Annotated in this window: 18 protein-coding genes; 8 read left to right on the forward strand and 10 right to left on the reverse strand. The window is 71.7% G+C overall.

Annotation, left to right across the window (positions count from 1 at the left end):
- Nucleotides 1-301: 301 nt before the first annotated feature.
- From AB5J56_RS13285 to AB5J56_RS13305, 5 genes are read left to right on the forward strand one after another with little or no spacing between them, the layout of a single operon-like run.
- Complete coding sequence (locus tag AB5J56_RS13285; RefSeq protein ID WP_369232911.1) at nt 302-2,140, forward strand: ABC transporter substrate-binding protein; 1,839 nt, start codon at nt 302-304, stop codon at nt 2,138-2,140.
- A gap of 51 nt (nt 2,141-2,191) precedes the next feature.
- The gene (locus AB5J56_RS13290; protein ID WP_369232912.1) at nt 2,192-3,259 is read left to right on the forward strand and encodes an ABC transporter permease; all 1,068 of its coding nucleotides are present in this window, start codon (nt 2,192-2,194) and stop codon (nt 3,257-3,259) included.
- Nucleotides 3,256-4,218, forward strand: a complete 963-nt coding sequence (locus AB5J56_RS13295; RefSeq protein WP_369232913.1) for an ABC transporter permease — start codon at nt 3,256-3,258, stop codon at nt 4,216-4,218. Before AB5J56_RS13290 ends, AB5J56_RS13295 begins: the two co-directional genes overlap by 4 nt.
- The gene (locus AB5J56_RS13300; RefSeq protein WP_369232914.1) at nt 4,215-5,192 is read left to right on the forward strand and encodes an ABC transporter ATP-binding protein; all 978 of its coding nucleotides are present in this window, start codon (nt 4,215-4,217) and stop codon (nt 5,190-5,192) included. Before AB5J56_RS13295 ends, AB5J56_RS13300 begins: the two co-directional genes overlap by 4 nt.
- Entirely contained in the window at nt 5,189-6,202 is a 1,014-nt protein-coding gene (locus tag AB5J56_RS13305; protein ID WP_369232915.1) for an ABC transporter ATP-binding protein, read from the forward strand. Before AB5J56_RS13300 ends, AB5J56_RS13305 begins: the two co-directional genes overlap by 4 nt.
- A gap of 127 nt (nt 6,203-6,329) precedes the next feature.
- Here the strand turns inward: AB5J56_RS13305 and AB5J56_RS13310 are convergent, their stop codons facing one another.
- The 9 genes from AB5J56_RS13310 to rimP form a co-directional block, all read right to left on the reverse strand.
- A complete protein-coding gene (locus AB5J56_RS13310; protein ID WP_369232916.1) occupies nt 6,330-7,283 on the reverse strand; it encodes a bifunctional riboflavin kinase/FAD synthetase in 954 nt (317 codons plus the stop codon).
- Between the two features lie 145 nt (nt 7,284-7,428).
- A complete protein-coding gene (locus AB5J56_RS13315) occupies nt 7,429-11,097 on the reverse strand; it encodes a trypsin-like peptidase domain-containing protein (RefSeq protein ID WP_369232917.1) in 3,669 nt (1,222 codons plus the stop codon).
- A 238-nt stretch (nt 11,098-11,335) separates the two neighbouring features.
- Nucleotides 11,336-12,244 carry a tRNA pseudouridine(55) synthase TruB gene (gene truB / locus AB5J56_RS13320; RefSeq protein WP_369232918.1) on the reverse strand — a complete coding sequence of 303 codons (909 nt, stop codon included), beginning with the start codon at nt 12,242-12,244 and terminating at the stop codon, nt 11,336-11,338.
- Nucleotides 12,241-12,696, reverse strand: coding sequence for a 30S ribosome-binding factor RbfA (gene rbfA, locus AB5J56_RS13325; protein WP_266430683.1), 456 nt, complete (start codon nt 12,694-12,696; stop codon nt 12,241-12,243). The genes truB and rbfA overlap by 4 nt, the downstream gene beginning before the upstream one ends.
- A gap of 53 nt (nt 12,697-12,749) precedes the next feature.
- Entirely contained in the window at nt 12,750-13,046 is a 297-nt protein-coding gene (locus tag AB5J56_RS13330) for a DUF503 domain-containing protein (protein WP_369232919.1), read from the reverse strand.
- A 163-nt stretch (nt 13,047-13,209) separates the two neighbouring features.
- Nucleotides 13,210-16,344, reverse strand: coding sequence for a translation initiation factor IF-2 (gene infB, locus AB5J56_RS13335; RefSeq protein ID WP_369232920.1), 3,135 nt, complete (start codon nt 16,342-16,344; stop codon nt 13,210-13,212).
- Nucleotides 16,345-16,491: 147 nt separating this feature from the next.
- Complete coding sequence (locus AB5J56_RS13340) at nt 16,492-16,770, reverse strand: YlxR family protein (RefSeq protein WP_369232921.1); 279 nt, start codon at nt 16,768-16,770, stop codon at nt 16,492-16,494.
- 90 nt (nt 16,771-16,860) lie between these two features.
- Nucleotides 16,861-17,859 (reverse strand): transcription termination factor NusA, encoded by a 999-nt coding sequence (gene nusA / locus AB5J56_RS13345; protein ID WP_369232922.1) that lies wholly within the window; start codon nt 17,857-17,859, stop codon nt 16,861-16,863.
- Nucleotides 17,860-17,861: 2 nt separating this feature from the next.
- Nucleotides 17,862-18,386, reverse strand: coding sequence for a ribosome maturation factor RimP (rimP, locus tag AB5J56_RS13350; protein ID WP_369232923.1), 525 nt, complete (start codon nt 18,384-18,386; stop codon nt 17,862-17,864).
- 227 nt (nt 18,387-18,613) lie between these two features.
- Between rimP and AB5J56_RS13355 the strand changes: the two genes are divergently transcribed.
- From AB5J56_RS13355 to AB5J56_RS13365, 3 genes are all read left to right on the forward strand, one after another.
- Complete coding sequence (locus AB5J56_RS13355) at nt 18,614-19,186, forward strand: hypothetical protein (protein ID WP_369232924.1); 573 nt, start codon at nt 18,614-18,616, stop codon at nt 19,184-19,186.
- A complete protein-coding gene (locus AB5J56_RS13360) occupies nt 19,183-19,683 on the forward strand; it encodes a ferritin-like domain-containing protein (RefSeq protein WP_369232925.1) in 501 nt (166 codons plus the stop codon). The genes AB5J56_RS13355 and AB5J56_RS13360 overlap by 4 nt, the downstream gene beginning before the upstream one ends.
- 102 nt (nt 19,684-19,785) lie before the next feature.
- Nucleotides 19,786-20,700 (forward strand): aminoglycoside phosphotransferase family protein, encoded by a 915-nt coding sequence (locus AB5J56_RS13365; protein WP_369232926.1) that lies wholly within the window; start codon nt 19,786-19,788, stop codon nt 20,698-20,700.
- Between the two features lie 87 nt (nt 20,701-20,787).
- Here the strand turns inward: AB5J56_RS13365 and AB5J56_RS13370 are convergent, their stop codons facing one another.
- Nucleotides 20,788-22,482: a proline--tRNA ligase gene (locus AB5J56_RS13370; RefSeq protein WP_369232927.1), complete on the reverse strand. Its 1,695-nt coding sequence runs from the start codon at nt 22,480-22,482 to the stop codon at nt 20,788-20,790.
- Between the last annotated feature and the right edge of the window lie 54 nt (nt 22,483-22,536).

The following is a 22,536-nucleotide window of genomic DNA, read 5'->3' on the forward strand; positions in this document are numbered from 1 at the left end:
CCGCACCGTTCACTCACGGTGCGGGCCCTGCGCGTGTCCAGGGGCGGAAAAGGGCGCCACCCCCTGGCCAGGCAGGCTTCACCGGTCTGAACCAATGGGCGAAGAAATCGAGCCAACTCGTTATTTCCGCAGGCCACATGGGGTTCAACTGCCGTTGACGTGCGTCGACCGCCGCTGATAGACACACACATCAACCCCGCCGGCGTCACCCGATCGACCTTGATCCAGCAGTGGATCAAGTAGTTCATCCAGCAGTTCGACAAGCCATTCTGTGCGAGCGATGACGCGAGGTCACCGACTGATGAACAGACTTGAGAAACACAGCAGTGGGCTTCGGCTCATCGCCGCCGCGGGCGCCGCGGCGCTCTCCCTCACGGCCGGTCTCGCGACCCCGCTCAACCCCGCGCCGCAGCAGGCTCAGGCCAAGGAGAGCAAGAAGGTACTGACCGTCGCGGTCGCGCAGAGCGTGGACTCGCTCAGTCCGTTCCTGGCAAGTCGCCTGATCAGTACGAGCATCCACCGGCTCATGTACGAGTACCTGACCAACTACGACCCCAAGGACAACCATGTCGTCCCGGGGTTCGCCACCAAGTGGGAGCCCTCGGCCGACAAGCTCACCTGGACCTACACGATCCGGTCCAACTCCAAGTGGTCGGACGGCCAGAAGGCCACCGCCGAGGACGCGTCGTGGACGTTCAACAAGATGATGACCGACGAGGGCGCGGCCACCGCCAACGGCAGCTTCGTCGGGAACTTCAAGAAGGTCACGGCTCCCAGCGCCACCAAGCTCGTCATCGAGCTGAAGAAGCCGCAGGCCACGATGACGGCGCTGGACGTGCCGATCGTGCCGAAGCACATCTGGGAGAAGGTCAAGGACTTCTCGAAGTTCAACAACGACAAGTCCTTCCCGATCGTGGGCAACGGGCCGTTCATCCTCACGGACTACAAGGCCGACAGCTACGTCCGTCTGAAGCCCAACAAGACCTTCTGGCGCGGCGCCCCGAAGTTCGACGAGCTGGTCTTCAAGTACTACAAGGACGGTGACGCGGCGGTCGCCGCCCTCAAGAAGGGCGAAGTCTCCTTCGTCTCCGGCCCGCTGACACCGGCTCAGGCCACGTCGCTGGGGGGCGAGCAGAACATCAAGGTCAACGACGCTCCGGGCCGCCGTTTCTACGCGATCGCCACCAACCCGGGAGCGCAGGCCAAGGACGGCAAGAAGTTTGGCGACGGGCACGAGTCGCTGCGCGATGAGAAGGTACGGCACGCCCTGTTCATGGCGGTCGACCGCAAGACCGTCATCGACCGGGTCTTCCAGGGCCACGCGGTCGAGGGCGCCGGCTACATCCCGCCGCGCTTCTCGTCGTACTTCTGGAAGCCGTCGACGAGCCAGGAGCTGGCGTACGACCCGGCGAAGGCGGCCCAGCTCCTCGACCAGGCGGGCTACAAGAAGAACGGTGACGGCAAACGCGTCGGCAAGAACGGCAAGCCGATCAACTACCGCATCCTGTGCCACGCCACCGACCCGAACGACAAGGCGGTCGGCCAGTACCTGAAGGAATGGTGGGGCAAGCTCGGCATCGGGGTCACGCTCAACTGCCTCGACAACGTCACCGACCCGTGGCTCGCGGGCAAGTACGACCTGGCCTTCGACGGCTGGTCCGCCAACCCCGATCCCGACTTCCTGCTGTCGATCCAGACCTGCGACGCGCTCCCGGCGACTCCCAAGGACACCGGCGCGACCGACAACTTCATCTGCGACAAGAAGTTCGACGACCTCTACCACCAGCAGCTCGCCGAGTACGACGCCACCAAGCGGGCGGAACTCGTCAAGCAGGCGGAGTCGCGGCTGTACGACACCGGGTACATGAACGTCATGGCGTATCCGAACGCGGTCGAGGCCTACCGCACCGACCAGATCAAGTCGATCACCACCATGCCGGAGGCCGCGGGCAACATCTACGGCCAGGACGGCTACTGGAGCTGGTGGTCTGCGGTTCCGGCCGGGTCCTCCGGTGAGTCCTCCGACGGTTCGAACTCGACGGGCGTCATCATCGGCATCGTCGCGGGCGTCATCGTCCTCGTGGGCGCCGGCGTGTTCTTCACGATGCGCCGACGCTCCACCGCCGAGGACCGTGAATAGCGAACCGGCAACACACCGGCACGGCAACACACCGGAACGAATGAGTAGTTCATGACCGCTGACGCAACACCCGCGCTGGTCCAGACGACCGACGGCCCGGCTCAGGCCGGGCCGTCGGTCCGCGGCCCGAAGGCGCGCACCAGGACCGCGTATCTGCGGTATGTGGCGGGCAAGCTCGGCGGCGCGGCCGTCTCGCTGCTCGCCGTCCTCGTCACCAGTTTCTTCCTCTTCCGACTCATCCCGGGCGACCCGGTCAAGTACATGACGGGCGGTCGCCAGGTATCGGCCGAGCAACTCGCCGCCTACCGCCGGGAGTTCGGGCTCGACCTGCCGGTGTGGGAGCAGTTCACGGACTACTGCGGCAAGGCGCTCACCGGCGACCTCGGCACCTCGTACCAGTTCCGGGCGCCCGTCATCGACAAGATCAGCGAGGCGCTGCCGAACACCCTGCTGCTCACCGGCACGGCGTTCGTCCTCTACACGGCGCTCGGCATCTTCCTGGGCACGCGCGCGGCCTGGCGCAACGGGGGGCTGGGCGACAGGCTCAACACCGGTCTGGCGCTGACGCTCTACTCCATCCCGTCGTTCTGGCTCGGGCTGCTGCTCATCATCGTCTTCTCGGTGGGCATCGGGCCGATCCCCGGCCTCTTCCCGACCGGTGGCATGGAGTCGGGCGGCGAGGAGGGCTTCGCGTACGTCCTCGATGTCGCCCATCACCTCGTCCTGCCGGTGGTCACACTGGTCGCGGTCGAGTACGGGCAGACGCTGCTCGTCACCCGCTCGGCGCTGCTCGACGAGATGGGCAGCGACTATCTGACGACGGCGCGGGCCAAGGGACTTCGGGACGATCTCGTACGGCGTCGGCACGCGGTGCCCAACGCGCTGCTGCCGACCGTGACGCTGATCTTCATCAACCTCGGCCGGACCGTGGCGGGAGTGATCCTCGTCGAGACCGTCTTCTCCTGGCCGGGCCTCGGCGGTCTCTTCTACCAGGCGCTGAGCGTGCCCGATCTGCCCCTGGTCCAGGGACTGTTCTTCGTTTTCGCGGCGGCGGTGATCGTGATGAACACGCTGGCCGATCTGATCTATCCGCTGCTCGACCCCCGGGTGGGCCGATGACGACCGAATCGACAGCCGCCGAGCCGACGGGCGGAGAGCCGGCAGGCGTGAGCGTTCCGGCGGCGGCGAAAGGCCCCCGGGCGCTTGCCTGGCAGCGCCGGCGCCACTCCGCCGCCCGTTTCTGGAAGCAGTACCGCACGCACCACACCGGTGTCTTCGGGCTGGCCGCGCTCGCGCTCTTCGCACTGATCGCGCTGACCGCGCCGCTGACCGTCGGCTCCGACGTGCAGAGCGTGACGGGCGCACCCGGCGATCCGATGGAGAGCCCGAGTGCCGAATTCCCGCTGGGCACCGACCAGTTCGGGCGCAGCCTGCTCGGTCTCGTGGTGTGGGGCGCGCGGGTCTCGCTGCTGGTGGGGCTGCTCGCGGCCGTGCTGTCGGTGGCGATCGGGGCGTTCATCGGCGTCACCGCCGGCCACTTCAAGGGCTGGTACGCGACCGTGATGATGCGGATCACGGACTGGTTCCTGGTCATGCCGACCCTGGTGCTGGCGATCGCCCTCGCCACCGTGATGTCCCGCTCGCTCGGCACGATCATCCTGGCGATCGGCGTCACGACCTGGCCGACGACGGCCCGGCTGGTGCGCGCGCAGACCCTCGCCGTGGAGTCGCGGCCCTACATCGAGCGCGCCAAGGCGCTCGGCGGCGGCCACTGGCACATCATGTCCCGCCATGTCCTGCCCAACGTGATGCCGCTGGTGCTGGCGCAGACGACCCTGATCATCTCCTCGGCGATCCTCGCCGAGGCGACGCTCGCCTTCCTCGGTCTCGGTGATCCGACGGTCGTGTCGTGGGGCGGGCTGCTGCAGGACGCGCGCGAGGCGGGCGCCGTCAGCTCCGGCAAGTGGTGGTATCTGGTGCCGCCCGGCATCGCGATCGCCACGGTGGCGCTGGCCTTCACGCTGTGCGGCCGCGCGGTCGAGTCCGTTCTCAACCCCAAGCTGGGGGTGGCGCGTTGACGCTCCTGGAGGTCAGGAACCTCGAAGTGACGTACGCGGGCGGAGCGGCCGCCGTGCGCGGAGTGGACCTCTCGCTGGAGGCGGGGCAGAAGCTCGGCATCGCGGGCGAGTCCGGCTGCGGCAAGTCCACGCTCGCGCTGGCGCTGCTGCGGCTGCTGCCCACCGGGACGCGCGCGAGCGGGGAGATCCTGCTCGACGGCGAGGACGTGCTGAAGATGAAGTGGGGCCGGGTGCGCGCGGTGCGCTGGGCCGGGGCCTCGATCGTCTTCCAGGGCGCGATGCACTCGCTCAACGCCGTGCACCGCATCGGCGACCAGATCGCCGAGCCGATCCTGCTGCACAAGAAGGCGACTCCGGCGGGCGCGCGGAAGAAGACCGGCGAACTCCTCGAACACGTCGGCCTGCCCGCCGCCCGCGCGGACGCCTACCCGCACGAGCTCTCCGGCGGCCAGCGCCAACGCGTCATGATCGCCATGGCGTTGGCCTGCGACCCGCAGCTCGTCATCGCCGACGAGCCGACCACCGCCCTCGACGTGATGATCCAGGCGCAGATCCTGCGCCTGATCGAACAGCTCGTCGCGGAGCAGGACGTCGGCCTCGTCATGATCAGCCACGATCTGGCGGTGCTGGCCGACACCTGCGACCGGCTCGCGGTGATGTACGCGGGCCGGATCGTCGAGGAGGGCCCCGCCCAGCAGGTCTACGAGAACGCCCAACACCCGTACGGCAAGGCCCTGTCGGCGGCGTTCCCGCGCATCGGCGACGCGGCCTCGCGGTTCGCGCCGCGCGGCCTGCCGGGCGATCCGCCGGACCCGTCCGCTCTGCCGTCCGGCTGCACGTTCCATCCGCGCTGCGCGGTGGCGCTCGACTCGTGCGCCGCGGAGGACCAGGTGCTGCGGGACGCGGGTGCGGGACGGTGGGCGGCCTGTGTGCATGTGGACGCGGCGGTCCCCGACGCAAGGAGCACGGTATGACGACGCCCGAGGCCACACCCGTGACGGCCGTGGCACCGCTGCTCAGCGCCCAGGCCCTGCATGTCGCGTTTCCCGGTCGGCACGGCGCCGACCGGGCACGGGCCGTCGACGGCGTCGACCTCGACATCCGGCCGGGCGAGATCGTCGCACTGGTCGGCGAGTCGGGCTGCGGCAAGACGACGCTGGCTCGCTCGCTGCTCGGCCTCGTCCCGCCGACCGGGGGCCGCGTCACCTTCGCCGGCAAGCCGCTCGACTACTCGTCGCGCGCCCTGAAGGCGTACCGCAAACGCGTCCAACTGGTCCTCCAGGACCCGAGCGGCTCGCTCAACCCCCGGCACACGGTGTACGACGCGGTGGCCGAGGGTCTGCGTATCCACCGGTACGGCGGCGACGAGCGGGCCGCGGTCACGGAGGCCCTCTCCCGGGCCGGGCTCAGGCCGCCGGAGCGGTTCTTCCTGCGCTATCCCCACGAGCTGTCCGGCGGCCAGCGTCAGCGTGTCGTGATCGCCGGCGCGCTCGTCCTGGAACCCGAACTCATCGTCGCCGACGAGCCGGTGGCGTCCCTCGACGCGTCCGTGCGCGGCGAGATCCTCGCCCTGCTGCTGCGTCTGAGGTCCGAACTCGGCCTGTCCGCCCTGGTGGTGACCCATGACCTGGGGCTGGCGTGGAACATCGCCGACCGGGTCGCGGTGATGTATCTGGGCCGGATCGTGGAGACGGGCGAGGTCGAACAGGTTCTGACGTCACCTCAGCATCCGTACACCCAAGCTCTGTTGTCGGTGCTCCCGGAGGCCCCCGGCGACCCGGTGGTCCTGACGGGTGAGCCCCCGGACCCGTCGCGCATCCCCTCCGGCTGCCGTTTCCACGCGCGCTGCCAGATCCTGGCGAGCGGCGAGGCCGAGCGGGCCGGGGTCGCGGACGCCTGCCGGAGCCAGGACCTGGAGGTGCTGAGCGGGGGCGGCGAGGCGCAGGTGGCGTGCCACTGGGCGCGGGCAACCGTCACGCAGTGAGTACGGCGATGGGGGCGGCCGGTGCTTCGACGAGCACCGGCCGCCCCCATTCACGTACAACAGGCCACACGACAGACCCACGTACCAAGGACTCACGCACCACGAACTCGCGTACTACGGACGGGAGTTACTCCCCGTCGTACGCCTCGATCAGCTCGCGCGAGCGCTTCACATCGTCCGCGATGGCCTCGAGCAGCGCCTCGATGGAGTCGAACTTGGCCATGCCGCGGACGTAGGCGAGGAAGTCGACGGCGACGTGCAAGCCGTACAGGTCGAGGCCGACGCGGTCGATGGCGTACGCCTCGACGGTGCGCTCGGTGCCGTCGAACTGCGGGTTGGTGCCGACGGAGATCGCGGCCGGCATGGCCTCGCCCTCGACGTGCAGCCAGCCGGCGTAGACACCGTCGGCCGGGATCGCGGTGTGCGGGAGGGTCTCGACGTTGGCGGTGGGGAAGCCGAGTTCGCGGCCGCGCTGGGCGCCGCGCACGACGATGCCCTCGACACGGTGCGGGCGTCCGAGGATCTCGCGCGCGCCCTCGACATCGCCCTCGGCGACCAGCCGCCGGGTCAGGGTCGAGGAGAAGGGCTCTCCGCCGCCCGCCTCGCCCGACACGTACAGATCGACGACCTCGACGTCGAAGTCGTACGTCCGGCCCTGCTCGACGAGGAAGTCGACGTTGCCGGCGGCCTTGTGGCCGAAGCGGAAGTTGGGGCCCTCGACGACGGCCTTGGCGTGCAGCTTGTCGACGAGGACCTTCACGACGAAGTCGGCCGGCGACAGCTTCGAGAACTCGGTGGTGAAGGGAAGGATGAGCAGCTCGTCCACGCCCAGCTCGGCCATCAGTTCGGCGCGGCGGTGATGCGGCGCGAGCAGCGGCGGGTGGCTGCCGGGGCGCACGACCTCGCTGGGGTGCGGGTCGAAGGTGACGACGACGGAGGGAACGCCCAGCTCACGGGCGCGGTCCACGGCATGCTTGATGATCAGCTGGTGCCCGCGGTGCACCCCGTCGTAGGAACCGATGGTGACGACGCTGCGCCCCCAGTCCTCGGGGATGTCCTCCAAGCCACGCCAGCGCTGCACTGTGACCGCTCCTTGTCGAACTCGAACTCGAACCCGTGTCCGTGATTGCCTCTTACGCAGCTCTAAGGGTGCCATGCCGGGCGCTCTCGACTTGCATCGGCATCGCGCTGTGACGAGGAGCACGGCGCGCCCGGCGGAGTACGGCTCAGGCGGGGACCCGCGCCCCGGCCAGGTTCTCGATCATGCGACGGGTGCTGGGGCCGACCACCCCGGCCCACTCCTCGGGCGCGCCGGTCAGCCAGCGGGCCACGAGGACGGCGAAGCCGGGGACCTGCCTGGCCAGGTCGACGAGGCCGCGGTCGAAGCCGGTGGCTCCGGCCGGGGTGCGGACCAGGAGCAGTCCGGCGCGGTGCACCAGCTCGCGGGTGTGCTCGGCGTCGTCGCCGCGCGCCGCGCCGTCCGCGGCGGCCCGCAGCAGCGCGTCGAGGACAGCCGGGTCTCCCTCGCGCGCGAGGAGCAGCTCCAGCAGCTCGTGGCGCAGGGGCCGGGACGGCCGGCTGCCCGGCGCCGCGAGGACAGCCGCGAGCGCCGCCCGCACCTGCGGTGGACGGCCCTCCAACAGGCCGCTGACCAGCGGATGGAGCACCGGGCGCGCGGCGGGCCCGTGTTCCTCCAGCACCCGGTCGACGTACGCGGCCACCGGGGTGGCCGCCTCCGGGCACAGCTCCACGACTTCCCGTACGAGCGTGGCGACCCGGCGGGCGAGGGCGGGCGTGGTGACGTCGGCGAGGGCGCGCAGGGCCTCGCCCGTGTCGGGTCCCGGCCCGCTCAGCCTGGCCCGGAACGCCCCGAGGACCGCGTCGGAGTGGGTGGCGAGGGCAGCGACCAGCGGGCCCGCGGGCACCTGCGGGTCACCGGCCGCGAAGCGCTCCAGGGCTTGCGGCAGATAGCGGGCGCGGGTGCTCGGATCTCGTACGAGGAGGCCGAGGGCGCCGCCGTGCAGCGTGCAGTCGGCGGGGCGGGACAGCAGGGCGAGCGCCGCGTAGCGCAGCAGCTCGCGATCGGCCTCCGTCCGTACGTGCGGCGCGGCCCGCAGCCCGTACGCCACCGCCGCCACCCGCCGCGCCGGCCGCTCGTCGTGCGCCCACCGGTCCACCGCCCGGCACACCGCCGACGGCTCCTCCTCCGCCAGCACCCCCAGCAACTCGTCCCCCCGCCGATGCGCACACCCCACCAACGCCTCCGCGAGATCGTCCAGCGCCCGCCGCCGATGCGCGTACAGCAACGCCTGCGCCGCCGTCGCCACGGTCGCGTCGGGGGTCGCGGGCAGCGGGCGCTCGTCGTCGAACCAGCGGGTGAGGTGCGGTTGTACGGCGGCGGGGGCGGCTGCGAGGAGGCGGGCCACGGCGTCGAGGTAGCGGGTGGGGGTGGTGGCCTGCCCGGCAGAGCGGTCAGCGTCAGCGGCGGGGCCGACCGGACCAGCAACCCCCCAGCCGAAGTCGCCGGTATCGCGCGACTCCGATGGCGGAGGCGTTGTGCCACGGGCCTCGTCCGCCACCACCAGCCGCCTCAGCAGGTCGAACCGTTCCGCCTCCGGCAGCTGAAGTCCCTCCCAGAACGGTGGGCCGAACTCCTCCGGCACACCCCGGCCTTCCTCCCGCCACGCCACGATCCGCTCGGCGAGCAGCCGCAGGACCCCGGCGTACGCTGTCGCGTCGGGCACGCGCAGCAGGACGTCTCCGACCAGGTGAACGGCCCACCACGTGGGGGCCCCGAGGGGCGCGGGTACGGCGGGCAGCAGGGCGTCGGCCGCGTGGACCAGGTCCTCCAGACGGCGCCCCAGCGCGGCGGGGCCCTCCTGCCGGCCCAGGAGCAGCAGGGCCTGGACGACGGGGCCGATGCGGTGCCGGGGAACGGGGAGGGCCTGGAGCCCGTGCCGCTCCACCGCGGGCCGGGAGGTGCGGGCCCGGTGGACCAGGGAGTGCAGAGCCGCGTCCAGGTCCAGATGCATGCCCTGGATCCAGTCGGCGAGTTCCTCGTGGGCGAAGCGGTAGCCGTTGCCCGCGGGCACGAGGAGGCCCTCGGTGAGGACGGCGGAGGCCCAGCCCGTGGTGGAGCCGAGGCGGCGCCCGGTGGCGGAGCCCCACGGGAAGACCGCCTCGAAGGACTCGCGGTCCAGCTCGCCCTGCCCGGGCCCCAGGGAGCGGCGGGCAGCTTCGTGTACTTGGCCGGAGACCTGGGCCGCGAGGCGTCGTACGGCCCTGCCGCGCAGCCCGCCCGCCGCGGCGAGCCGGACGGCGACGCGCAGGCACATCAGGTCCAGGTGGGCGGCGAAGATCTCGTCCCGGTCGGGCCGTCCGGTCGGCGCGTCCGGCAGCGCGGCCCGCACCTCCGCCAGCAGCCTGAGCGCGAGCGGATGCCGTGCGTCGGCCTCTGCGAGGGCCCCCTCGGGAATCCCGTGGCGCGCCCTGGCCCGACGCGCCTCCTCCTGCGTCAGGTCGCCCAGCCACACGCAGGGCGGCAACGACCCGCTCGCGCACGGCGCGGGCACGGCGCCCCCGTCCCCGTGCAGCAGCTCACGCGGGAACCCCGCCCCCGCCTGCTCCCAGTACTCCGCCCGGCAGGCGACGACGAGCCGCGCCCCGCTCTCCTTCAGCCACTCGGCCGTCCCGCCGGTCCACTCGGGCAGCCGGTGGGCGAGCGCGGGCGGCATCTCCTCCGGGCTGTCGAGGAGGAGCAGCAGCGGGCGGCCGGCGTCGCACGCGAGCCGCGCCAGGCGTTCGGGCCCGATGTCACCCAGCTCACCGTCGTAGCCGGCGACGGGCAGCACCCCCGAAGCCGTTCCCCCGCTGTCCCCCGGCGCCGCCACGATCCGCCCCGCCCGCTCCAGCGCCCGCGCCGCCGCGTCCGCCACGGAGGTGTCCGTGTCCCGGAGGTCGGCCCCCCGCAGCCACAGGGTGGGCGCTGGTGCCGCGCCCCGGGTGCGGCGTGCGGCGAGGGCCGCCAGTTCCGTCGTACGGCCGCTGCCGGGCGGTCCGACGAGCCCGAGGACGGTGGCCGGGCCGGCCTCGAAGAGGGCGAACTCCCTTACGGTGTCGGCCCGTTCGACGGGCCCCGACGGCGCTCCGCCGGACGGTCCCACCGACGTCGCCGCCCCCGGCCCGTCCGATCCCACGGACGTCGCCGTGAGCTCCAGGACGCCCGCGAGGTTGAGGTCGGCTCCATAGGCGGGCACGGTCGCCGCGTTGCGGTCCAGGACCTCGCGGAGCCCGGCGCCCCGCAGCGGGACGGCGAAGCCGGCCGCTCGCCGGCCGGTGTGCAGCGCGGTGCCGAGGACGGCGACCACCGCTCCCGTCGAGGCGTCGAGGACGGGGCCGCCGGCCGCTCCGCCGCCCAGCCGCAGCGCGTCGGTGCCGGCCGTGCCGATCGCCAACTCCAGGGCGTGGTCGACGAGATGGAAGCGGTCGGTCGCCGTGTACGTCACGGTGGATGTGCCGAGGACCCGGGCCTCGCGCCAGCCGCCCGCGGCGATCCGCACGTACGCACCGGTCTCGGCCCCGTCCCGCACGGTGACGGGGAGCGGGTCGAGGCCGAGACCTTCGGTGCGTACGAGTGCCAGGTCGGCGTCCGGCAGTGGGGTGACGGCGTCGGCGCTCACCACGCAGGTGCGGTCGCCGGGGGCGTGCAGCACCAGCCGGGCCAGTCCGTCGACCGCCTCATGGCTGGTGATCACCGTGCCGTGGTGGTCGGCGGCGAAGCCCGTGCCGCGCGGGCGCCCCGCCAGGTCGCAGATGCGCACCAGGGCCTCGTGCCGCGTGTCCCGGGTGTCGTCCGGTGCGTACCGGTCCCCGGTGCGCGGGCCCCGTCCCGCCATGGTCGAACCTCCCCGCCGTGCTCCTTCTTCCGAAGGTAGGCGCGGGGTGATCAGCGGGACAGATCGCGCGGCGAACGCGCCCCCTTCCGCTCCCTCGGTTCACTCCGAGCGCCTGCCCGAAGGGGTGAATCGGGGCCTTCGGATGGATACACCCTTGGGTGGGGGAACCGAGGGGGGACCTTGGAGCGGCGGGCACGTCCCCGTGACCGCCGCTCCACGGGCAGCGCGTCGGGAGCGGCTAGGCCCCGAACACGGCGAGGCTCTTCGCCTTGCCCTTCTGTTCCTCCACCAGCGCCAGGAAGCTGCCCGCGGGGTCGAAGACCGCCACGGCGCCCTTGCCCGCGTACTCCTCGGGCATCTCCAGGCGTACCCCGTTGAGCAGGAGCCGGGCGCGCCGGGTGTCCACGTCCCAGCGGGGGAACGCGGCGGTGGCGGCCTCGGCGATCGGCATCACGGTCAGCTCCTGCTGGAGCTGGTCGAGGGTGCGCGCGGAGTCGAGCTTGTAGGGGCCGACGCGGGTGCGGCGCAGGGCGGTCAGATGGCCGCCGACGCCGAGGTCGGCGCCCAGATCGCGCGCGATCGCCCGGATGTAGGTGCCGGACGAGCAGACCACCGAGACGACCAGGTCGAGGACGGGGGTGCCGTCCTCGGCCACGGCGTCACGGATGTCGTAGACCGCGAAGGAGGAGATCTTCACCGGGCGGGCCGGGATCTCGAAGTCCTCGCCCTCGCGGGCCCGCTTGTAGGAGCGCACTCCGTCGATCTTGATGGCGCTGACCTTGGACGGCACCTGCATGATGTCGCCGGACAGCTTGGCGATGCCCGCGTCGACGGCGTCCCGCTGCACGCCCGAGGCGTCCGTGGACGACGTGATGTCGCCCTCGGCGTCGTCCGTCATCGTGTTCTGGCCGAGCCGGATCGTACCGAGGTACTCCTTCTCGGTGAGGGCGAGGTGCCCGAGGAGCTTGGTCGCCTTCTCCAGGCCGAGGACGAGGACGCCCGTGGCCATGGGGTCGAGCGTGCCCGCGTGGCCGACGCGGCGGGTTCTGGCGATCCCGCGCATCTTGGCCACCACGTCGTGCGAAGTGAAGCCCGACGGCTTGTCCACGATGACAAGCCCGTCGGGCGTCCGGTTGTTCTCGGTCATTCCGCGGCGTCGCCGTCCGTCTCGTCGTCCTCGCCCGGCTTCTTGTACGGGTCGGCGTCACCCGCGAAGGCGGCGCCGGCGGAGACCTCGCGGACCTTCGCGTCCGAGGCCCGCGCCTTGTCGAGCAGGTCCTCGATGGTCTTCGCGGTGTCCGGCAGGGCATCCGCGACGAAGGTCAGGGTAGGAGTGAACTTCACGCCCGCCGCCGCCCCCACCGCCGAGCGGAGCACGCCCTTGGCGCTCTCCAGGCCGGCGGCCGCGGCCGCCCGCTCCTCGTCGTCCCCGTACACCGTGTAGAAGACGGTCGCCTCCCGGAGGTCCCCGGTGACCCGGGTGTCCGTGATGGTGACATGCGTGCCGAGCCGCGGGTCCTTGATCCCGCGCTGCAGCTTCTGGGCCACCACCTCTCGGATGAGGTCCGCCAGCCTTTTCGCCCGCGCGTTGTCGGCCACTGGTCCGTCTCCCTCGTTCTTCCTGTACTACGTGCTACGCACTACGTTGTCGGTCACTCGTCGTCGTCGCCATGGAAGCGCCGCCGTACCGACAGCAACTCGATTTCGGGACGGCCGGCGACCAGCCGCTCACATCCGTCCAGTACGTCGGTCAGATGGCCCGCGTCGCCGGAGACGACCGCCAGGCCGATGCCGGCCCTGCGGTGCAGGTCCATGTGCTCGACCTCCGCCGCGCTCACCGCGTACTTGCGCTGGAGCTCGGCCACGATCGGGCGGACGACGGAACGCTTCTCCTTCAGGGACCGTACGTCGCCGAGAAGGAGGTCGAAGGACAGAGTCCCCACATACATGTGTGATCCGGATGTCCCGCCGGTACGGGATAGATGCCCTGCCAATGCGCTTGGCAGGGTCATCAGAACCGTACAACGAACGGCCGGGGCCGATCGACGGAAATTACTCTCCGCCGACCGGCCCCGGACCGGACCGATACTCGGATACCGAGTGGGCCGCGCTCTACGAGCGGGGCTTCTCGCGCATCTCGTAGGTCGCGATGACGTCGTCGACCTTGATGTCGTTGAAGTTTCCGAGGTTGATACCGCCCTCGAAGCCTTCGCGGATCTCGGTGACGTCGTCCTTGAAGCGACGCAGACCGGAGATGTTGAGGCTCTCCGCGATGACCTTGCCGTCGCGGATGAGGCGCGCCTTGGTGTTGCGCTTGACCTCTCCGGAGCGGACCAGGACACCGGCGATGTTGCCCAGCTTGGACGACTTGAAGACCTCGCGGATCTCCGCCGTGCCGAGCTCGACCTCCTCGTACTCCGGCTTGAGCATGCCCTTGAGGGCCGCCTCGATCTCCTCGATGGCCTGGTAGATCACCGAGTAGTACCGGACGTCGACGCCCTCGCGCTCCGCCATCTGCGCCGCGCGGCCCGCAGCGCGGACGTTGAAGCCGATGACGATGGCGTCGGAGCCGGTCGCCAGGTTGATGTCCGACTCGGTGACCGCACCCACACCGCGGTGCAGGACGCGGATGTCGACCTCTTCGCCGACGTCGAGCTGGAGCAGCGAGGACTCGAGAGCCTCCACCGAACCGGACGCGTCGCCCTTGATGATGAGGTTGAGTTCCTGCACCAGGCCGGCCTTGAGCGCCTCGTCCAGGTTCTCCAGGGAGAACCGGACTCCACGCCGGGCGAAGTTGGCGTTGCGCTCGCGCGCCGCGCGCTTCTCGGCGATCTGACGCGCCGTGCGGTCCTCGTCGACGACCAGGAAGTTGTCGCCGGCGCCCGGGACGTTGGTGAGACCCAGGACCAGGACGGGGGTCGACGGACCCGCTTCCTCGACGTTGTTGCCGTTGTCGTCGAGCATCGCCCGGACACGGCCGTACGCGTCGCCGACCACCATCGTGTCGCCGATGCGCAGCGTGCCGCGCTGGACCAGGACCGTCGAAACGGCACCGCGGCCGCGGTCGAGGTGGGACTCGATCGCAATACCCTGCGCGTCCTGCTCCGGGTTGGCCCGCAGGTCGAGCGAGGCGTCCGCGGTCAGGACCACGGCCTCCAGCAGGCTCTCGATGTTGAGGCCCTGCTTGGCGGAGATGTCGACGAACATCGTGTCGCCGCCGTACTCCTCGGCCACCAGACCGAACTCGGTGAGCTGACCGCGCACCTTGGTCGGGTCCGCGCCCTCGACGTCGATCTTGTTGACCGCGACCACGATCGGCACGTCGGCCGCCTTGGCGTGGTTCAACGCCTCGATCGTCTGGGGCATCACACCGTCGTTGGCCGCCACCACGAGGATCGCGATGTCGGTCGACTTGGCACCACGGGCACGCATGGCGGTGAACGCCTCGTGACCGGGGGTGTCGATGAAGGTGATCCTGCGCTCTTCACCGTTGACCTCGGTCGCGACCTGGTACGCACCGATGTGCTGCGTGATACCGCCGGCCTCGCCCGCGACGACGTTCGTCTTGCGGATGGTGTCGAGAAGGCGGGTCTTACCGTGGTCGACGTGACCCATGACGGTCACGACCGGCGGACGGACCACGAGGTCGTCCTCGTCGCCCTCGTCCTCGCCGAACTCGATGTCGAAGGACTCGAGCAGCTCGCGGTCCTCCTCCTCGGGGCTGACGATCTCGAGGACGAAGTTCATCTCGTCCGCGAGGAGCTTCAGCGTCTCGTCGGAGACGGACTGCGTGGCAGTGACCATCTCGCCGAGGTTCATCATCACGCCGACGAGCGACGCCGGGTTGGCGCCGATCTTCTCGGCGAAGTCGGTGAGCGACGCACCGCGCGACAGGCGGACGGACTGTCCGTTGCCGCGAGGCAGCATCACGCCGCCGACCGACGGGGCCTGCATGGCCTCGTACTCCTGGCGCCTCTGCCGCTTCGACTTGCGACCACGACGCGCGGGACCGCCGGGACGACCGAAGGCGCCCTGCGTGCCACCACGGCCACCGGGACCACCGGGACGACCACCGAAGCCGGGACGACCGCCGCCGCCACCGCCGGGACCACCGGGACGGCCGGCGAAACCGCCACCGCCACCGCCGGGACCAGCCGGACGACCGGCGAAACCGCCACCGCCGCCACCGGGACGACCGGCGAAGCCGCCGCCACCCGGACGACCGCCGCCGCCACCGGGACCACCGGGACGACCGCCGCCGCCACCGGGACCGCGGCCACCGGGGCCACCGCCGGGACGCGGGCTACCCGCAGCGGGACGCTGCGGCATCATGCCGGGGTTGGGACGGTTGCCACCGGGGCCACCGCCGGGACGCGGAGCGCCGCCCTGCGGACGGGGCATGCCGCCCGGAGTCGGACGGGCACCGCCCGGACCGCCCTGGGGGCGCGGAGCGCCGCCGGGACCGCCCTGGGGACGGGGAGCACGGTCCTGACCCGCGCCCTGCGGACGCGGAGCGCCGCCGGGACGGTCGCCGCCGGGACGCGGGGCGCCGCCCGGACGGGGCGCCTGCGGGCGCGCCATGCCGGTGGAGCCACCAGAGGTGAACGGGTTGTTGCCCGGACGGGGACCGGCCGGACGGGCGCCACCGGGACGCGGGGTCTGGCCGCCGGGACGCGGGGCGCCCTGACGGTCGCCGCGCTCGGGACGCTCTCCACGGCCCTGGCCGCCCTGTGCGGGACCGGCCGGACGTGCGCCACCGGGCTTCGGGGCGCCGGGACGGGAAGCCGGACGTGCGGCAGGGGCGCCTGCACCGGCACTCGCGGCCGGAGCCACGGGAGCCGACGGGGGCGCGGTGAACTCGGGCACGGCCGGAGCCGGAGCCGCCGGAGCGGGCTTCGGGGCAGGCTTGGGGCCCGGGCGCGGGCCCGGAGCAGCCGGGGTCACCGGAGCGGCGGCCGCGGGCTTCTCCGCGACGGCCGGCTTCGGGGCCGGCGGGCGCGGGGCTGCCGGACGGGCGGCCTGCGCGGGAGAAGGCGCACCGGGCTTCGCCGGGGCAGCCTTGCGGGGGGCGGGCTTGCCGCCTCCGTTGCCCTGCTGGAGGGCATCAGTCAGCTTGCGTACAACGGGCGCCTCGATCGTCGAGGACGCCGAACGGACAAATTCACCGAGTTCTTGGAGCTTGGCCATGACGACCTTGCTCTCCACCCCGAACTCCTTGGCGAGTTCGTATACCCGGACCTTAGCCACTTCGCTCCTTTTAGGTCCGGGTTGCGTCCGGACCGTCGCTACTTCATGGGCGTACTCATCGCGTGCTCATCGAGTGCTCATCGCAATCTCGACCTACTTCCAACTCGCGGAATACCGGGCCGCACGGAGGTTCCGTACGACTCGCTCTTACGGTGTTGCCTGCTCGACGTGCAGGCGCAACGCCGCGGTGTCGAGCGGTCCCGGGACACGCAGCGCCCGTGGGATCGCCCGGCGGCGGACCGCCAGATCGAGACAGACCAGGGCGGGGTGCACATACGCACCCCGGCCGGGCAGCGTACCGCGAAGATCGGGGGCACATTCGCCCTCGACCGCCACGATGCGCAGCAGATCGCTCTTGGCCGCTCGCTCCCGGCACCCCACACAGGTGCGCTCAGGGCATGCGCGGGCTCGCGTCCGGCCAGACACTGCTAAGTCTACCTCCCCGCACCGACCTCACCCCTTTGGGGCAAAAGTCGAACGGTTGTTGTCGTGATCCAAGCCACTTACGGCTCAGATCTATTCCCCGTCCGCGCTCCCGGGCTGTTCGATGTCGGGACGGATGTCGATGCGCCAGCCGGTGAGGCGGGCCGCAAGCCGGGCATTCTGCCCTTCCTTGCCGATCGCCAGGGACAGCTGGTAGTCGGGGACCGTCACGCGCGCGGAGCGGGCCGCGAGGTCGACGACCTCGACCTTGGAGACCCGGGCCGGCGACAGCGCGTTCGCCACCATCTCGGCCGGGTCGTCCGACCAGTCGACGATGTCGATCTTCTCGCCGTTCAGCTCGGCCATCACGTTGCGCACCCGGCCGCCCATCGGGCCGATGCAGGCGCCCTTGGCGTTGAGCCCCGACCGGGTGGACCGGACGGCGATCTTCGTGCGGTGGCCGGCCTCGCGGGCGATCGCGGAGATCTCGACGGAACCGTCGGCGATCTCCGGCACCTCCAGCGCGAACAGCTTCTTCACCAGGTTGGGGTGCGTGCGCGAGAGCGTCACGGACGGACCGCGCACACCCTTCGCCACCCGGACGACGTACGAACGCAGGCGCAGCCCGTGCTGGTACGACTCGCCGGGGACCTGCTCCTGCACGGGCAGGATGGCCTCGAGCTTGCCGATGTCCACGAGGACGTTCTTCGGGTCGCGGCCCTGCTGGACGACACCGGTGACGATGTCGCCCTCGCGGCCCGCGTACTCGCCGAGCGTCGCGTCGTCCTCGGCGTCGCGCAGACGCTGCAGGATGACCTGCTTGGCGGTGGTGGCGGCGATACGGCCGAAGCCCGACGGGGTGTCGTCGAACTCGCGCGCCTCCTGCCCCTCCTCCAGGTCCTCGGGGTCCTCCTTCGCCCACACGGTCACATGGCCGGTCTCCCGGTTGAGCTCCACGCGCGCGTGACGGCGGCTTCCCTCGGTGCGGTGGTAGGCGATGAGGAGGGCCGACTCGATCGCCTCGACCAGCAGGCTGAAGGAGATCTCCTTCTCCCGTACCAAGCCCCGCAGGGCACTCATGTCGATGTCCACGGCTACGCCTCCTCTGCGTTCTCTTCGGTCTCTTCGTTCTTGTTCTTGCGGTTGAACTCGACCTGCACGCGCGCCTTGGCGACGTCCGCGAAGGCGAGCCGTCTGGCGGTGGCCTTGCGGCCCTTCACGCCGGGCACTTCGGTGTCGATGCCCTCGTCGTCCACTTCGAGGATCCGCGCGACGAGTTCACCGGCGCCGGCGGCCTCGGTGAGCTTGAACTTCACCAGGCGGTCGACGGCACGTACGTAGTGGCGGTGCTCCGTGAGTTCCCGCTCGGCACCGGGGGTTCCGACCTCCAGGTCGTACTCTCCCTGGCCCATCAGGTCGCTCTCGTCGAGCTTCGCCGAGAGCGCGCGGCTCACATCGGCGATCTGGTCTAGGTCCGCACCGGTATCCGAGTCGACGACGACACGCAGCACCCGCTTGCGCCCGACCGAGTCCACGGCGATCTCTTCGAGATCGAGTCCCTGGGAGCTGACGAGCGGTTCCAGCAGTTCTCGCAGCCTCTCGCTCTGGGTGGTGCTCATCCGGGTGACTCCTCGGCCGCGTGTGCTGTTGTGGGTAGGTCGCGTGTCAGGTCAAAGGGTATCCGGTCCCGGAGGGTGTTGCCGTCCACCGGAGCCGCACTTCGGGCTGTACGGGCGTGGGAAGCGGTTGCGGGAGAGCCGCTGGCCGGTGATCGCCCCGGGCGCGGGTACCGTGATCACGGGCGTGCCGCCCTCCCTTTCGTACGAGCCTGCCGAGGACGTCTGCCGTGCCGTTCCCCCTGCCGCCGCGCACCCCCTCGGGGCCGCGCCGAAGGAGCCTGCTCGCTTCGGCCGCGGGCGCCCTGGTGCTCGCGGGCTGTTCCGCCCCCGACCCCGAGTCCGCCGCCGACACCACGGGCGGCAGCCCCTCGGCCGCCGTCCGGGCACGCGCGCGTGCGGCGCGCGACAGCGAGACGCTGGCCGGGCGGTACGCCGCCGTGATCGCCGCGCATCCGCCGCTGGCGGGGCGGCTGCGGCCGCTGCACGCGGAGGTCGTACGGCATGCGGAGGCGTTCGGGGGCGGGCACGGGGCGTCGGCTTCGGCATCGGCTTCCGAGCCCGCTTCTGCGTCCGCTTCGGGGTCGGCATCGGCTTCGGCTTCGGCTTCGGTGAGCGGGTCCCCCGCTGTGCCGGTGCGGGAGAAGGACGCGCTCGCCGAGCTCGCGACGGCCGAGCGCACGCTGGCGGACGAGCGTACGAAGGCGCTGGTTCAGGCGCCGGGAGAGCTGGCGAGGCTGCTGGCGTCGGTCGCGGCGGCCGGGGCCGCGCACGCGTTTCTGCTGACGGAGGGGGCGAAGTGAGCGGGTCGGACAAGGACACGGCAAGGGCAGCGGAGCTGCGGGCCCTGCAGGCCGCGCTCGGGGCGGAGCACGCCGCCGTCTACGGGTACGGCGTGGTCGGCGGCAAGGTCCAGGGAGGCCGGCGGGACGAGGCGCGAGCGGCGTACGACGCGCACCGGGCACGCCGCGACGCGCTGGTGCGGGCCGTACGGGACCTGGACGGCAAGCCCGTGGCCGCGGCCGCCGGGTACGCGCTGCCCTTCCCGGTACAGGACTCGGCGGCGGCCGTGCGGCTCGCCGCGGAGCTGGAGGAGCGGGTGGCCGGGGTGTACTCCGATCTCGTACGCGCCTCGGCGGGCGACCGGCGGCGTACGGCCGCCGAGGCGCTGCGGGAGGCGGCAGTGCGGGCGGTGCGCTGGAGCGGGGAGAGCGTAGCCTTCCCTGGTCTCGCCGAGCGGGCGGCGGCCACCGGCACGGACACGGGCACGCCCTCCGCGTCGGCGGCACCGCACACGTAGACACCGCGCACGTAGCGACCGCACGTGTCGACGCCGCACGCGTGGGCACCGCACAGGTGGGCACCGCCCACGCAACGCGACCTCGAAAGGAACATCTCGCGTATGGCTTTCGAACCGCCGCAGCGCCTCGTGCGGGCGCTCGGCGAGACGCGGCACAACGGGTCCGACGGAGTCGGCGAGTGGCTGGAAAAGCTGCCTGAGCTGGCCCAAGAGGCCGTTGACCTACGCGAGTTGACCGTCGAGCGGGTGCAGGCGCCGGGTGGGCGCAGCAGCCTGGTCGTTCTCGTGCGCCTGATCGACGGGACGCCCGCCGTGCTGAAGCTGGCGCCCGAGCGGGCCCGTCCGGCGAGCGAGCGGGCCGCGCTCGCGCACTGGGACGGCCGGGGCGCGGTGCAGCTGCTCAATCCCGGTGACACCGAGGGCGTCCTTCTCCTGGAGCGGCTCCAGCCCGATCTGTCGGTGCGGTCGCTGCCCGAGGCGAAGGCACTGCTGGAGGCGGCGGGGACGCTGCGACGGCTGTGGGTCGAGCCGCCCGCGGCCCATGTCTTCGAGACGGTTGCCGAGCGGACCGGGCGACAGGCCACGGCGATGCGGGCGAGCGTCGGCGACGACGACACCGAGATCGCGGCGCTGGTGGACACGGCGCTCGCGGCCCGCGAGGAGCTGCTCGCTGACGCGCCCGCGGAGCGGCTGCTGCACGGCACCTTCCGGCAGAGCAAGGTGCTCGCCGGTGAGCGCACGCCCTGGCTGGCCGTGGGTCCGGACCCGGTGGTCGGCGAGTGCGCCTTCGACCTGGCCCGGCTGGTCCGCGACCGGGTGGAGGACCTGATCGCCTCCCCCTCCGGTGCGTCGATCACCCGGCGCCGGGTGAAGCGGCTCGCCGAGTCGCTGGAGGTGGACCAGGAGCGACTGCGGGGCTGGACGCTGTTCCGGGCGGTCGAGTCGGGCGTACGGGCCCGGCGGGTCGGCCGCCTCCAGGACGCGGAACTGCTGCTGGAGTTCGCGGGCTGGCTCTGACCCGACTGCTCCCCTCCCGAAGTGACGTGGTGTCACCTGCGGTCGGGGAGCAGTTCAGGAGGAACCCTCTGAGGCGCCCAGGAAGGGTCAGGCTGTGAGGCGGGCGATCGCCTCGTCGACCGTCAGCTCCTCGCGCTCACCGGTCTTGCGGTCCTTCAGCTCCAGGACGCCTTCGGCGGAGCGGCGGCCGGCGACCAGGATCTGCGGTACACCGATGAGTTCGGCGTCCGTGAACTTCACGCCCGGGGAGACACCGGCACGGTCGTCCACCAGGACGCGGACGCCCGCCGCGCCCAGCTTCTCGGCGACGTCGAGCGCCAGCTCGGTCTGCAGCGCCTTGCCCGCGGCGACCACGTGGACGTCGGCGGGAGCGATCTCCTTGGGCCAGCACAGCCCCTGCTCGTCGGCGGTCTGCTCGGCGAGCGCCGCGACCGCGCGGGAGACGCCGATGCCGTACGAGCCCATGGTCACGCGGACCGGCTTGCCGTTCTGGCCGAGCACGTCGAGCTGGAAGGCGTCGGCGTACTTGCGGCCCAGCTGGAAGATGTGGCCGATCTCGATGGCGCGGTCGAGGCGGAGGCCGGTGCCGCACTTGGGGCAGGGGTCGCCCGCCTCGACGACCACGACGTCGAGGTAGTCGTCGACCTCGAAGTCTCGGCCCGCGACGACGTTCTTCGCGTGCGTGTTGACCTTGTTGGCGCCGGTGATCCAGGCGGTGCCGGCGGCGATGCGCGGGTCGGCGATGTAGCGGACCTTGCCCAGGCCCTGCGGGCCCACGTAACCGCGGACCAGGTCGGGGCGGTCCACGAAGTCCTCGGCCGTGACCAGCTCGACCTCGGCCGGGGCGAGGTGCTCGCCGAGCTTGCCGAGGTCCACCTCGCGGTCGCCGGGCACGCCGACGGCGACGATCTCGCCGTCCACCTTGACCAGGAGGTTCTTCAGGGTCGCGGAGGCGGGCACACCGAGGTGCTCGGCGAGGGTCTCGATGGTCGGGGTGTCGGGGGTGTCCAGCTCCTCGACAGCGGGGTGCTCGACGGCGTCGACGGCCGGGGCCACGTAGGTGACGGCCTCGGTGTTGGCGGCGTAGTCACAGGCCGGGCAGTCGACGAAGGTGTCCTCGCCGGCGGGCGCCGGGGCGAGGAACTCCTCGGAGGCCGAGCCGCCCATGGCGCCGGAGACGGCGGAGACGATGCGGTGGTCGAGGCCGAGGCGCTCGAAGATCCTGATGTACGCCTCGCGGTGCAGGGCGTACGACTGCGCCAGGCCCTCGTCGGTGGTGTCGAACGAGTACGAGTCCTTCATCAGGAACTCGCGGCCGCGCAGGATGCCCGCGCGCGGACGGGCCTCGTCGCGGTACTTCGCCTGGATCTGGTAGAGGATCACGGGCAGGTCCTTGTAGGACGAGCACTGGTCCTTGACCAGCTGGGTGAAGATCTCCTCGTGGGTCGGGCCGAGGAGGTACTCCGCGCCCTTGCGGTCCTTGAGGCGGAACAGCTCGGGGCCGTACTCCTCCCAGCGGCCGGTCGCCTCGTAGGGCTCCTTGGGCAGCAGGGCCGGCAGCAGGACCTCCTGGCCGCCCATGTCGTCCATCTCCTCGCGGACCACGCGGGCGACGTTCTCCAGGACCTTCTTGCCGAGCGGCAGCCACGACCAGATGCCGGCCGCCGTGCGGCGGACGTAACCGGCGCGCACCAGCAGCTTGTGGTTGAGCGTCTCGGCATCCGCCGGGTCGTCACGCAGTGTCTTGAACATCAAACGGGACATGCGCTGGACCTGGGCCATGGTTCTCGACTCCTGCTGCGTAAGGGTGATGGCTAGGAGGTTAGCCGGGCGGCC

Source organism: Streptomyces sp. R21, assembly GCF_041051975.1.
Classification (GTDB): Bacteria; Actinomycetota; Actinomycetes; order Streptomycetales; family Streptomycetaceae; genus Streptomyces.

Bases quoted from the DNA above. Each gene is read 5' to 3' on its own strand.
- AB5J56_RS13285 (WP_369232911.1), top strand. From the start codon at position 302: ATGAACAGACTTGAGAAACACAGCAGTGGGCTTCGGCTCATCGCCGCC.
- AB5J56_RS13290 (WP_369232912.1), top strand. From the start codon at position 2,192: ATGACCGCTGACGCAACACCCGCGCTGGTCCAGACGACCGACGGCCCG.
- AB5J56_RS13295 (WP_369232913.1), top strand. From the start codon at position 3,256: ATGACGACCGAATCGACAGCCGCCGAGCCGACGGGCGGAGAGCCGGCA.
- AB5J56_RS13305 (WP_369232915.1), top strand. From the start codon at position 5,189: ATGACGACGCCCGAGGCCACACCCGTGACGGCCGTGGCACCGCTGCTC.
- AB5J56_RS13315 (WP_369232917.1), bottom strand. From the start codon at position 11,097: ATGGCGGGACGGGGCCCGCGCACCGGGGACCGGTACGCACCGGACGAC.
- truB (WP_369232918.1), bottom strand. From the start codon at position 12,244: ATGACCGAGAACAACCGGACGCCCGACGGGCTTGTCATCGTGGACAAG.
- AB5J56_RS13330 (WP_369232919.1), bottom strand. From the start codon at position 13,046: ATGTATGTGGGGACTCTGTCCTTCGACCTCCTTCTCGGCGACGTACGG.
- rimP (WP_369232923.1), bottom strand. From the start codon at position 18,386: ATGAGCACCACCCAGAGCGAGAGGCTGCGAGAACTGCTGGAACCGCTC.
- AB5J56_RS13365 (WP_369232926.1), top strand. From the start codon at position 19,786: ATGGCTTTCGAACCGCCGCAGCGCCTCGTGCGGGCGCTCGGCGAGACG.
- AB5J56_RS13370 (WP_369232927.1), bottom strand. From the start codon at position 22,482: ATGGCCCAGGTCCAGCGCATGTCCCGTTTGATGTTCAAGACACTGCGT.